Origin of the sequence: Candidatus Galacturonatibacter soehngenii, assembly GCF_008830185.1 — a bacterium.
GTDB classification, from domain to species: domain Bacteria; phylum Bacillota; class Clostridia; order Lachnospirales; family Lachnospiraceae; genus Lachnotalea; species Lachnotalea soehngenii.
In genome coordinates this window covers 515,616-528,338 of sequence record NZ_WAGX01000004.1, presented here as the reverse complement: position 1 = coordinate 528,338, position 12,723 = coordinate 515,616, and the positions used below count along the sequence as shown (strand labels likewise).

The following is a 12,723-nucleotide window of genomic DNA, read 5'->3' as shown; positions in this document are numbered from 1 at the left end:
AATTTCAGAATTCACCATTTGTTCATTGACTTTTGCTTGTACACTTATTAGTATTAATAATGTTCCATCCTATTTTGAATATAAATTGGAAATAAATGAAATTACTCTTTTTCGGAAGGATATACGAACTTTATGTTTGGTTATGTAACAATTAATAAACCAGAATTAAAAATCAAAGAATACAATCGTTATCATGCCTATTATTGCGGTTTATGTCATACATTAAAAGAAAGGCATGGTGTCTTAGGACAGATGACATTAACCTACGACATGACCTTTTTAGTATTGCTTCTTACTTCTTTGTACGAATCGGATACCACTCATATGCAAAAGCATTGTATGGTACATCCTGTGAAAAAGCATGATCTTTTCGTAAATGAAGTAAGTAATTACGCTGCGGATATGAATATTGCTTTGACCTATCATCATTTGTTAGATGATTGGAACGATGAGAAAAAGATGAATTCTCTTGTTGGTGCAAAGCTCTTAAAAAGAAAATACCGTTCAATAGAAGAGCGTTACCCACGTCAATGTCAGGTGATTGAATCCTCCTTAAGAAAGCTTTGTGAATATGAAAAAAACAAAGAGAAGAGTCTTGATGTAGTAAGTGGGTGTTTTGGAACGCTTATGGCAGAATTATTTGTAATGAAGCAAGATATGTGGGAGAAAACACTTAGAAATTTGGGATTTTATTTAGGAAAATACATTTATATTATGGATGCATATTTTGATTTAGAGGAAGATATTAAAAATAATAGCTATAATCCCTTACTTTATTATAAGCATCAAAAAGATTATGAAGATTTTTGCCATGATGCATTAACTATGATGATTTCAGAGGCAGCAAATGAATTTGAGAAGCTTCCATGCGTGATAGACATTGAAATCCTTCGAAATATTTTATACGGAGGCGTTTGGAGCAAATACAATACAAAGAAACAAAAGATTGAGAGGAATTAGCCTATGATTACAGATCCATATCAAGTACTTGGAGTACCAAAAAATGCATCCGATGATGCGATAAAGAAAGCGTACCGAGAATTAAGTAGAAAGTATCATCCAGATACGAATGCAAATAATCCTCTTGCAGATTTGGCAGAAGAAAAATTCAAGCAGGTTCAAGAGGCGTATCAACAGATTATGGAGGAGCGTGAACGGGGAGGGCAACAAAGCTATGGATATAGCGGCTCATCACAAAGTTATTCAAGTTCCTACTCTGGCAATGCTACGTGGCAAGAAGACCCAAAGATGGTAGCTGCCGCTAATTATATTAACTCAAGACACTTTAGGGAAGCATTAAACGTGCTTTCTTCAACCAATAACCGTTCTGGATATTGGTATTATTTTAACGCTATGGCACATGCAGGTATGGGCAATAATATGGAAGCGATGAACTTTGCACGCCAGGCAGTTAATATAGAACCCAATAATCCAGAATTTAATGATTTGCTCAACCGTCTTTCTTGGCGCGGACGAAGCTATCAAGATTATAGTCGAGGGAATGGCTATGGTGGTTCTTCTTGTGGTACTGGGAATTTTTGTTGTGATTTATGGTTGGCAGATACCTTGTGTGAATGTATGGGAGGAGATTTGTGTTCATGCATGTAAAAGCAAAACAAGTGGCATTCCTTGGCTTATTAGCTGCTATGGTAACCCTCTTGATTATTCTTTCATCACTGATTGAGAGCAACACGTTGTTTTTATTAGCGGCGGCTTCCTTTTTCGTTGGAATTGCAATCCGTGAATTTGGTCTAAAAATCGGTTTTGGTTTTTTTATAGCTTGTATTTTGCTTGGTTTTTTATTGTCACCAAATAAATTATATGTGTTGACCTATACGGGTTTTACTTTATATATTTTATTAAATGAGGCACTTTATCTACTCTTAAACAAAATTAGCCGTGAAAAACAAAAGGTAGCATTATTTGTGTTGAAGTTTATTTTCTTTAATTTGCTTTATATTCCCGTATTGTTTTTCTTTCCTCAAATACTATTTCCAAATGGTATCAGTAAAAATGTATTTTATATGTTTCTACTTGCTGGACAGCTTGGCTGGTTTGTTTATGATAGGGCTTACGAATATTTTCAAGCAATGGTATGGGGTAAATATCGAAGTAGAATTGGACTTCTTCGATAAATTCTATTTAGGGCCAAGTTACAATACCTATATAAAATGATAAGTGATATTCTTGTTATTTTAATAGGTATTATTTTTTACTTGACATGGACTTAACTCCAAGTAGTAATGTGTATATAAACATCTAATTAAGGAGGGTACAAATGCAATATTTAAACTTAGGAAATTCAGATATTAAGGTTTCACGTCTATGTGTTGGCTGTATGAGTTTTGGTGATCCTGCAAGCAATATGCATGCTTGGACATTGGATGCAAAGGAGAGCGAAACATTAATTAAACATGCTCTTGATTTAGGTATTAATTTCTTTGATACCGCAAATGTTTATTCGGCTGGAACAAGTGAAGAATATCTTGGCCGTGCAATTAAGAATAATGTAGAACGCCATAAAGTCGTAATAGCAACTAAGGTGTACTTTAATGAGGGGCACTTATCAAAAGAAGCCATTATTCGTGAGATTGATGGTTCTCTAAAGCGTTTGGGAACAGATTATGTTGATTTATATATTATTCATCGCTTTGATTCAAGTACCCCAATTGAAGAAACGATGGAAACACTGGATAGCCTTGTTCGTGTTGGTAAAGTAAAAGCTTTAGGTGCATCTGCAATGTATGGATATCAATTTTATAACATGCAGCTCGCTGCTAAAATGAATGGGTGGACACAGTTTGTATCTATGCAAAATCATTATAATCTTCTATATCGCGAAGATGAACGTGAACTGATTCCAATCTGCAAACAACAAAATGTAGCACTTACCCCATATAGTCCACTTGCTGCTGGCAGGTTATCTCGACTTGAATGGCAAACCAATACGAAACGAAGCCAGACGGATCAAACTGCTATGTCCAAATACGACAGTACACAACAATTCGATTATGACATTGTTCTTCGTGTAAAGGAGCTTGCGGATAAATATCATGCAACAATGACTCAGATATCGCTTGCTTGGCAATTGGAAAAAGGAATTACTTCTCCAATTATTGGTGCAACCAAAGCAAAATATTTTGATGATGCAATTGGGGCTTTTCAGATAAAACTATCACAAGAAGATATTAACTATCTAGAGGAGCCATATGTGGCACACAAAATCGTTGGGGCTTTATAGAATTTCCAGAGCTATATTTTAAAATCAACTGTATCGTTTTGATAAAGCATAGGAGTAAATAGCATGACAATAGCACAAGTGAGTAAAAAATTTGATTTAACTGCAGATACTTTACGCTATTATGAGCGAATCGGACTGTTACCAAGAGTAAACCGAAATAGTAGTGGTAACCGTGATTATACAGAAGAAGATTGTAAATGGGTAAAATTTATAAAATGCATGCGCAATGCAGGTTTGTCTATCGAAATTCTCATTGAATATGTAAGTTTATTTCAGCAAGGAAAAGAGACCATTGATGTAAGAAAGGAATTATTAAAAGAACAAAGAAAGCTAATCAACGAAAAGATTGTTGACCTTCAAAATACATTAGAATATCTGGACAATAAAATTGATGGGTATGAAGAACGAATGTTAAAGTTTGAAGAAAAACTTAAAAAATTTGATTAAATTCCCTTAATGAAACTACTTAAAGAATCTCTTTTACGATATCGATTAGTTCAGCTTCTGTATTACATTCAATGAAATGTAAAATGTTTTCTATGATACTGTCAGCTTGAGCATTGTTATGTGCGATTGCCGCAATTCCAATGTTTAATAGCTGATGTGTATCTTGTAGACCAATTTCAGCGACTGAAATATTAAATTCATTTTTTAGCTTTGCAAGAAGGCTTTTTAATATCATTCTTTTTTCCTTCAAAGAATGCACCCAGTTTGCACGAAGTGTTAATTCTAATGTTACGATTCTCATATCATACCTCATATCATTATTTTATTATCTAAGTGTTTCTCATTTTCTGACTAATATACCCATAAAGTTTAGTACTAAAACGCCATTCAAATATAACTTTTAAGGAAGATAACCGGTACCCGAATGCAGCAAAGAGTCGTTTTCCTTTGATACATCTACATATTTACTAGGGCTGATTCCAAAGACTTGCATAAAAGAACGATAAAAGGTACGCATACTATTAAAGCCTGCGCTCATTGCAATCTCAGTAATGGATTCTTCTCCTTCTAAAAGCATACCAGCAACCTGCCTGCACCGTAATGCATTCACATATTCACTGATACTGCAGCCCACCTGCTTATTAAAAATGTGCGAAAATCGACTTGTACTATATCCAAATTCATCAGCAATGGTTTTTAGAGTTAATGGATTCCTATAATTATTGTGAAGATAGTTAAGAATATCTCGAACCAAAGCATTGTCTTCCTTCGTATGCATATCTTCTAAAGGTATATTTTCAACTAGCAAAGCTAAGATAACATGAATATACCCTCGAATCGCCATGGAATCTGGCATATTCTTTTGTAAATCACAACAACATTTTAAACAGCGTGATATCTCCTTTATTAAGTATTTATTTAAGATACGGCTCATTGAAAATGTTTTTCCTCTTAAAAGCTTTTGAAAAGAAGGAATGTAGGATAAAGGTATTGTCATTACGATGGTATCTGACTTTTCTGGTGTCACGTATCGATGTATTGTATAACTTGGTACAAGTAAGAGTTCTCCTCCTTGTAACGAGTGAAACTCTCCATTTAAAGTTGCCTCCATTAGACCACTTTTAACATAGACAAGCTCTAGTGCACTATGAAAATGCGGAGAACAATTATTATTGGGTGAATACCAAAAAGCCGCATCGGACTGACTGTCTCTTGATATTTCGTAGTTATATTTTTGACTATTCATAAGAATCCTCCTTCCACTATAGTAGCCAAATATGGCACAAATTAATATACATTACGGCAAGCCAATCTACTTTTCTTATATTATAATGAAACCATAAAAAGATTACAAGAAAATATTAAAATTAAATAGTTGGAAAAGGAGAAGAGATATGAAGCTATTAAAGCTAGGAATTATCGGATGTGGGGGAATTGCAAATGGAAAACACTTACCAGCCATAAAGGAGGAAGGCAGTGCGCAAATAGTTGCTTTTTGTGATGTTATCAAAGAGCGAGCAATTGAGGCGGCAAAAAAATATGGCACAGAGGACGCGAAAGTGTTTACCAATTATCAGGATCTTATCAAACTTGATTTGGATGCGGTCTATGTTTGTACTCCGAATCGTTCTCACTGTCAAATTACAGTTGATGCACTTCGTGCGGATAAGCATGTTATGTGTGAAAAACCAATGGCAATCAATTATACACAAGCTATGGAAATGGTTGAAGCTGCAAAAGAAACGAAAAAGTTGCTAACCATCGGTTATCAAAACCGTTATCGCGCAGACAGTACATATCTAAAACAAGAATGTGAAGACGGAGAGCTTGGTGACATTTATTATGCAAAGGCAAAAGCAATTCGTCGTAGAGCAGTTCCTACGTGGGGAGTATTTTTAAATGAAGAAGAGCAAGGCGGAGGGCCATTGATTGATATCGGAACACATGCACTTGATTTGACTTTATGGATGATGAATAACTATAAACCAAAAAGCGTAGTAGGAAGTGTTTATCATAAGCTTAACAATGAGACTTTACCTGCCAATGCTTGGGGGCCATGGAATCCAGAAGAATTCACAGTAGAAGACAGTGCCTTTGGATTTATTATAATGGAAGACGGTGCAACCATTACATTAGAAGCGAGCTGGGCCCTTAATACCTTAGATGTTCATGAAGCAAAAACAGTCTTGTGTGGTACAAAAGCAGGTGCGGATATGTTAAATGGTTTGACTATCAACGGATCAAAGCATGACCGTTTGTATGAGTTAAAGCCGCATCTTGAAGCTGGTGGTGTTGATTTTTATGATGGAGCAACCAAATCGCCAGAAGTAATAGAACAGCAGACATTTTTTGATGCCATTCGTGGGAAAGGTAAGTTAGTTGTCTTACCAGAACAAGCGGCAGTTGTGACACAGATTCTTGATGCCATTTATCAATCAGCGAAAGAAGGGCGGCAAATCACACTATGAGTTTAATAAAGGAATTTAATATCCAGCTTTATTCATTACGCGAGTTAACAAGGAATGGGTTCTTGGATGTCTTTGAAAAAATTGCAGGAACAGGATTCACAGGGGTAGAATTTGCTGGTTATGGTAACTTAAGCGCTCGTCAAATGAAAGAATTACTCGACCAACATGGCTTAAAGTCAATTAGTAGCCATGTGCCATTGGAGCGTTTGCTAAAGAATCGTGAAGAAGAGTTTGCTTATAACCAACACCTTGGAACGAAAGCAATTATTGTTCCTTGTTATGACATGAAGACAGTGAAAGAGGTTGAAACTTTTTCCAAACAGCTTTCATCGATTGCAAAAGAGGTACAAAGCGCAGGTTTTACCTTTGGTTATCATAACCATGCACATGAGTTTGCAATAGCAAAGGATTCGATTACATGGATGGATTTGCTACTTCAATTGACAGACCCAAAGGAGATAGCGTTAGAGCTTGACGTTTACTGGGCCGCATATGCAGGAGTCGATATCCTTTCCTTTATGGAAGAATATAAGGATCGCATTCGACTGATGCATCTAAAACAGATGGCAGATTATGAAAGTAAAGCATGCGTTGATTTGGATCAAGGTGTTCTAGATTTTAAGTCTATCATACAAAAAGGATTGGAAATTGGCATAGAGCATTTTATTTTAGAACAAGAAGAGTTTGCTGTTTCTCCTTATGAAAGTATTAAAAAGGGTTATCAGCATGTCATGAATTTATAGTTTGGTAAAGAAGAAAGGAGAATATCTATGAAATTAGGAGTATTAACGGTTCCATTATATGATAGAAGTGCAGAAGAGGCATTTTTGTATCTTAGTAACTTAGGGGTAGAGACAGTCGAAATTGGTACAGGAGGTTCGCCAGGGAGTCATCATTCTAACCCTGAAGAGTTACTTTCAAGTGATTTAAAATTAGAGGCATACAAAGATATGCTTAAAAAGTATCATTTAGAAATCAGTGCGTTAAGTTGTCATTCCAACCATGTTCATCCAAATGCTGACATACGAAAACAAGCAGAAAAAGATTTTACGCAAACGCTACGACTTGCTGAAAAACTAGGTGTTGACACAATTGTAAGTTTCTCAGGATGTCCTGGTGATTACGAGGGTGCGAAGTATCCAAATTGGGTGACTTGTTCTTGGCCAACGGATTATAGAAATATTCTAGATTATCAGTGGAATGAGGTTTTAATTCCTTTCTGGAAAAATGCAGCAAAAGAAGCAGCAAACTATGGTGTCAATAAAATAGCTTTAGAGTTACATCCGGGTTTTTGTGTCTATAATACCGCTACGTTGCTACGTTTAAGAGAGGCTGTTGGGGAATCCATAGGTGCAAACTTTGATCCAAGCCATTTGTTTTGGCAAGGAATCAAACCTTCTGAAGCGATTAAAGCACTCAAAGGAGCCATTTATCATTTTCATGCTAAGGATACGAAAATTGATACTAGAAATACACAAATCAATGGGGTGTTAGACACAGGAAGCTATGGTGATCTATCAGATCGAAGTTGGCTGTTTCGCTCTGTTGGTTGGGGGCATGATTACAGCGAGTGGAAAGAGATTATCACTGCACTTCGACTCATTGGTTATGACGGAGCCATTAGTATTGAACATGAAGATGCTTTTATGTCTGTTGAGGAGGGATTGGAAAAAGCAATTACCTTCCTAAAGGATGTAGTTATTAAAGACCAGCCAGCACAGGTGTGGTGGGATTAAAGTCAGGAGTGAGAAAAATGGCGAAGAAACTTAATATTGCAATAATTGGATATGGTGGCATGGGAAGTTGGCACGTTAATCTTCTTATGAAAATGAAGGAAATAAAACTTTGCGGAATATGGGATATTGATCCAATTCGTAGAGAGGAAGCTTCTTTAAAGGGGATTTTTGTTTATTCATCCCAACAAGAATTATTAGAAGATCATAACGTAGAAGCAGTAACCATTGCAACACCTAATGATTCTCATTTACCCATTTCACTGGCTGTCATGAAAGCAGGCAAACATGTTATTTGTGAAAAACCAGTTGCCCTTAATAGCGATGAGGTTTTGCAGATGATTCAATGTTCCAAAGAGATGGGAGTTTTATTCACCGTGCATCAAAATCGTCGTTGGGATGAGGATTTTTTAATAATCAAACAACTGTATGAGCAACAAACGATGGGCAAAGTATTTCATATCGAAAGTCGTGTCCATGGTTCTAGAGGAATTCCAAGTGACTGGCGTAACCAAAAACAACATGGAGGAGGTATGGTACTCGATTGGGGTGTTCATTTACTCGACCAAATGATGAGGATGCTTGGAAATAAAAAACCTCTTAGCGTATTTGCGCAATTGACTCATGTTACAAATGAAGCAGTAGACGATGGCTTTCGAGCCTACTTTCAATTTGAAGAAGACTTAACCTTTTTTGTTGAGGTGGGTACGAGTAATTTTATTTCGCTACCACGTTGGTATATACAAGGTGAGAATGGATCGGCAGTTGTTCACGATTGGAACAAAAACGGGGAGATTGTTATGGTATCTGATTGGGAAAAGCGTGATGCAGTGCCTGTCGTAACAGCGGCGGGCCTTACAAAGACCATGGCACCTCGTACAGACGAAACCGTAAAAAAATACCCTCTGCCAGAGGTTACGGCCGATATTCAAGATTTTTACCGAAATATTTTTTCTTGTGTTCATGAAGGAGCTCAACCTCTTATTCGTCAAGAAGAAGTGTTAGAGGTTATGTATATCATGGAAGCAATCTTTCAATCAGCCAAAGAAAATCGTGTCGTTTATATCAATGAGAGGATAGAAAAATAGAACGATTTCTTACATTAAGAAACTCAAACAGTCTGATGGGTGTATATCTGTCAGGCTGTTTGTACACACATGGCAATTCTCATAGTGTTATATATCCTTTGCTTTGGTATGAAACGAAAACATAAGTGACACACTTAGAGGAATATGGTAGAATTGGATTACTATGGGTTTATAACATTTATGAAAAGGGGAAGTAGCATGACAGACAAGAAAATCACAGTACAATTTTGCATATTGACATTTTGCATTGCCTATCTGGTATCTAGCGTTTTGATTGTTCTTGGGCAATTTGGATATTCGGTTCACAATTGGGTTCATACTATACAAGAATTTGTTATGAACATCCCTTTTGCAATCTATATTTTGTCACCAGCCATTGCATCATACGTCGTTCTTAAGAAAAATAATAAAATTGCAGGTTTTAAGGAATGGCTAACCACTGTTTTTTACATAAAAAGTAACATAGGTTCTTATTTATTTGTTATTGCAGGTCTTTTCCTGTATTTTTTAATTCATATTCTTGTTACGAAAACCACGAAAATGGCGCTTCCGTTTTATAACTTTTTCCTTTCCCTACCTGGGTGTCTTATCATTGGTGGCTTAGAAGAATCGGGCTGGATGTATATATTGCAGCCAAAGCTTGATAAAAAATATGGTTATGTTTTATCCGCTATCCTTACTTGGATTATTTGGACAGTTTGGCATATTCCTCTTTTCTTTATTCCAGGGACGAACCACGGAGATGGTCTTATTAATTTTTGGATGTTTAGCGTTCAACTTTTATCTTTTCGATTTTTTAATGGAGCACTTTACAAAATATCAGAAAAAGGGTGTGTGTTTATGTGTGTATTATTTCATACAATGTACAATGCGGCATCCCCAATATTTGGAACTATGACAATGACTTGGACAGGAACCATTTTGGCAAATGCTGCGATTACTCTAGTTTCAATTGTAACCGTTCGTATCTATGACAGGAGAAGGAGGTGCATCAAGCAATGAAGCATTCCTTCCTACGTCTAACCGATTATTCTAAAAATGAGTTTAAAGAAATCTTTCAAATTGCAGATGAGTTAAAAAAACAAAATCATAAATACAAAAATGCTTTGCTTGGTAAGACGATTGTTATGTTTTTCCCTGAAAGCAGTATTCGAACTAGAATTACTTTTGAGAAGGGGATTTATTTACTTGGAGGACAAACCATACTATTTCCTCCTGAAACATTACGAAAAAAAGAAGATCTCAAAGATGTGATTGGGTATTTGAATAATTGGGCAGATGCGGTAATTGTTCGTGATAAAGATATAAAGGTATTAGAAGAACTGGATGCATACGCAAATATTCCCATTATCAATGCAATGACCAATGACAATCATCCTTGTGAAATCCTTTCTGATCTTTACTCCTTATCAAAAATGAGGGCAAATTACCAAGACGATCATTTTTTATTTGTTGGTCAAAAAGGAAACATCGGTCTGGCATGGAAAGAGGGAGCCGATGCAATGGGACTAATATTAAAGCAAAGTTGTCCAAAAGGATATGAGATTCCAGGAGTTGAAGTGATTTACGATATTAAAACGGCTATGAAAGAGTCTGATATTGTATGTACAGATTCTTTGCCAAATTCTAATTTATCCGTTTTTAAAGAGTATCAGATTACAAGAACACTCATGGATCATGCAATGATTGGTGCAGTACTAAACCCTTGTCCTCCGTTTTATAGAGGTGAAGAGGTGAGCGAAGATGTTATAAATAGCCATTATTTTGTAGGATATGAGTTTAAAAAACATCTTCTAGAAATACAGCAGGCAATTATCCTTCACTGTCTTGGCTTGAATCAATAAGACTACTATTTTACTTTTTTTGATTTGTATTTATCAAATGAGAGACCAAAGACTAAGCCTAATGACAATCCGAGTGCAAGATTATCAAACAAAAGACCATAGAGGAGCCCTAAACTTAATCCTGTTCCCAATCCCATTCCTATACTAGATGAATCAAACTTTTTGTTTTTCGACATGTCAAATCTCCTTGTTTTTATTACTAGTATACAACTTAAAAAATGACAAGTAAAGTTAGAAACCTTAATTGACACTTTTATTATCTTATTTTAGTACTTTTCAAATCACAAAATTTCCTTTATAGTATAATACGAACTTTCTATGTTAGAAAGTAATCAGACTGATAATAATTTACAAGAAAGAGCATAGAGAGGTAGTTATGGAAACAAGAAATACTTTAACGCAAGGACCTATATTTTCAGCACTTACAAAGCTTGCTGTGCCGATTATGGCAACATCCCTAATTCAAATGGCTTACAATATGATAGATATGATTTGGATAGGACGTATCAGTAGCAATGCAGTTGCATCTGTTGGTGCCGCTGGTATGTATATGTGGCTGGCAAATGGAGTATGTACCATTGCTAAAGTTGGAGGGCAGATCAAAGTAGGACATGCCATGGGGGCAAAAAAAATAGAACAGGCAAAGTTATATGCGAAAAGTACATTGCAGATTGGTATTATTTTCGCACTAATATATGGACTTATCATGGCTGTTTTTTCTAAAAATTTGATTTCCTTTTTAAAACTGAATCAAGAAAGTGTAATACTAGATGCAAGAAAATATTTGGTGATTACGTGTGGACTTATCATATTTGCATTTTTGAATCAGATTTTTATTGGATTGTATACGGCCATTGACAAAACTAGAATTGGGTTTGTAGCAACAACAATTGGTCTTATTATGAATTTTATATTAGACCCTGTTCTAATCTTTGGAATAGGACCATTTCCAAGGCTTGAAGTAGCTGGTGCTGCATGGTCAACCATCATTTCTCAGTTAACTGTTACTCTAATATTTATCCTTGTATCACTAAAAGATACCGTTTTATTTCACGAATTTAAAATAATATCAAAACCAGATACAAATACAATAGGAGAAGTTGTTCGAATTGGTCTTCCAATTGGAGTGCAAAGTATGATGTTTACTGGAATTTCCATGATATTATCAAGAATTGTTGCCTCCTTTGGAGATACTGCAATTGCAGTACAAAAAATTGGTGGGAATATAGAATCCATTTCATGGATGACTTCTGAAGGATTTTCCTCCGCTGTTAATACCTTTTTAGCACAAAATCATGGTGCTGGAAACAAAAGCAGAGTAAAAAAAGGCTATAGGACTTCCATGGTAGTAGTGGTTATTTGGGGAATAATAGCATCTGGATTATTGATATTTTTACCTGCACCTATTTTTAGACTTTTTATCAACGAAGCAGAAACCATTTCACTCGGCGTTCATTATTTGCAGATTATTGGCTATTCTCAGCTTTTTGTTTGTATGGAGATGGCTACGCAAGGAGCATTTTCAGGACTTGGTAAAACAGTCCCTCCAAGTCTTGTTAGTATAGGACTAAATTTGTTGCGAATTCCAATGGCTTTCTTTTTATCTGCAACACCATTGATGTTAAATGGTGTTTGGTGGAGTATTTGTATAACGAGTGTATTAAAAGGATTATTACTAGTTGTTTGGTTTTTATATTATCTAAGAAAATACATAGGAGCTAACAATAGGGCAGTGAGTGAAAATAGATAGCGCATAAAAGTATAGCAGTACTTCATCTTCTTATTTTAATTTTTGGCGTTAATAACATGTTTGATTTAATTTATACATATATTACATTGATATTTCTATTGCTACAGTTTAGAAGTATTAAAAAATCAACGACTGTGTGAATCTATGATAAA

At 35.5% G+C, this 12,723-nt stretch carries 15 protein-coding genes; 12 read left to right on the top strand and 3 right to left on the bottom strand.

Features of this window, described 5'->3' with window-relative positions; genetic code table 11:
• The first annotated feature begins 132 nt into the window (after window positions 1-132).
• The 5 genes from F7O84_RS05010 (at window position 133) to F7O84_RS04990 (ending at window position 3,688) form a co-directional block, all read left to right on the top strand.
• Window positions 133-960, top strand: a complete 828-nt coding sequence (locus F7O84_RS05010; protein WP_151142571.1) for a DUF5685 family protein — start codon at window positions 133-135, stop codon at window positions 958-960.
• 3 nt (window positions 961-963) lie between these two features.
• Window positions 964-1,608 carry a J domain-containing protein gene (locus tag F7O84_RS05005; RefSeq protein WP_151142569.1) on the top strand — a complete coding sequence of 215 codons (645 nt, stop codon included), beginning with the start codon at window positions 964-966 and terminating at the stop codon, window positions 1,606-1,608.
• The gene (locus F7O84_RS05000; RefSeq protein ID WP_151142567.1) at window positions 1,599-2,135 is read left to right on the top strand and encodes a hypothetical protein; all 537 of its coding nucleotides are present in this window, start codon (window positions 1,599-1,601) and stop codon (window positions 2,133-2,135) included. Before F7O84_RS05005 ends, F7O84_RS05000 begins: the two co-directional genes overlap by 10 nt.
• Before the next feature lie 143 nt (window positions 2,136-2,278).
• Window positions 2,279-3,241 (top strand): aldo/keto reductase, encoded by a 963-nt coding sequence (locus F7O84_RS04995; protein WP_151142565.1) that lies wholly within the window; start codon window positions 2,279-2,281, stop codon window positions 3,239-3,241.
• A 63-nt stretch (window positions 3,242-3,304) separates the two neighbouring features.
• A complete protein-coding gene (locus F7O84_RS04990; RefSeq protein ID WP_151142563.1) occupies window positions 3,305-3,688 on the top strand; it encodes a MerR family transcriptional regulator in 384 nt (127 codons plus the stop codon).
• Between the two features lie 19 nt (window positions 3,689-3,707).
• Here the strand turns inward: F7O84_RS04990 and F7O84_RS04985 are convergent, their stop codons facing one another.
• Window positions 3,708-3,989 carry a DUF503 domain-containing protein gene (locus F7O84_RS04985; RefSeq protein ID WP_151142561.1) on the bottom strand — a complete coding sequence of 94 codons (282 nt, stop codon included), beginning with the start codon at window positions 3,987-3,989 and terminating at the stop codon, window positions 3,708-3,710.
• Window positions 3,990-4,088: 99 nt separating this feature from the next.
• Entirely contained in the window at window positions 4,089-4,934 is an 846-nt protein-coding gene (locus tag F7O84_RS04980) for a helix-turn-helix domain-containing protein (RefSeq protein WP_151142559.1), read from the bottom strand.
• A 148-nt stretch (window positions 4,935-5,082) separates the two neighbouring features.
• Between F7O84_RS04980 and F7O84_RS04975 the strand changes: the two genes are divergently transcribed.
• The 6 genes from F7O84_RS04975 to F7O84_RS04950 all read left to right on the top strand — a co-directional run bounded on the left by F7O84_RS04975 (window position 5,083) and on the right by F7O84_RS04950 (window position 10,821).
• Complete coding sequence (locus F7O84_RS04975; RefSeq protein WP_151142557.1) at window positions 5,083-6,156, top strand: Gfo/Idh/MocA family protein; 1,074 nt, start codon at window positions 5,083-5,085, stop codon at window positions 6,154-6,156.
• Window positions 6,153-6,899: a sugar phosphate isomerase/epimerase family protein gene (locus F7O84_RS04970; RefSeq protein WP_151142555.1), complete on the top strand. Its 747-nt coding sequence runs from the start codon at window positions 6,153-6,155 to the stop codon at window positions 6,897-6,899. Before F7O84_RS04975 ends, F7O84_RS04970 begins: the two co-directional genes overlap by 4 nt.
• Window positions 6,900-6,926: 27 nt before the next feature.
• Window positions 6,927-7,892, top strand: a complete 966-nt coding sequence (locus F7O84_RS04965; protein WP_151142553.1) for a sugar phosphate isomerase/epimerase family protein — start codon at window positions 6,927-6,929, stop codon at window positions 7,890-7,892.
• 17 nt (window positions 7,893-7,909) lie between these two features.
• A complete protein-coding gene (locus F7O84_RS04960) occupies window positions 7,910-8,977 on the top strand; it encodes a Gfo/Idh/MocA family protein (protein WP_151142550.1) in 1,068 nt (355 codons plus the stop codon).
• Window positions 8,978-9,175: 198 nt separating this feature from the next.
• A complete protein-coding gene (locus F7O84_RS04955) occupies window positions 9,176-9,979 on the top strand; it encodes a CPBP family glutamic-type intramembrane protease (RefSeq protein WP_151142548.1) in 804 nt (267 codons plus the stop codon).
• Complete coding sequence (locus F7O84_RS04950; protein ID WP_151143705.1) at window positions 9,976-10,821, top strand: ornithine carbamoyltransferase; 846 nt, start codon at window positions 9,976-9,978, stop codon at window positions 10,819-10,821. The genes F7O84_RS04955 and F7O84_RS04950 overlap by 4 nt, the downstream gene beginning before the upstream one ends.
• Window positions 10,822-10,826: 5 nt before the next feature.
• Here the strand turns inward: F7O84_RS04950 and F7O84_RS18935 are convergent, their stop codons facing one another.
• The gene (locus F7O84_RS18935) at window positions 10,827-10,997 is read right to left on the bottom strand and encodes a glycine zipper domain-containing protein (protein WP_192451686.1); all 171 of its coding nucleotides are present in this window, start codon (window positions 10,995-10,997) and stop codon (window positions 10,827-10,829) included.
• A gap of 200 nt (window positions 10,998-11,197) precedes the next feature.
• Here F7O84_RS18935 and F7O84_RS04945 point away from each other — a divergent pair, with 200 nt between their 5' ends.
• Entirely contained in the window at window positions 11,198-12,571 is a 1,374-nt protein-coding gene (locus tag F7O84_RS04945; protein ID WP_151142546.1) for an MATE family efflux transporter, read from the top strand.
• Window positions 12,572-12,723: the final 152 nt, after the last annotated feature.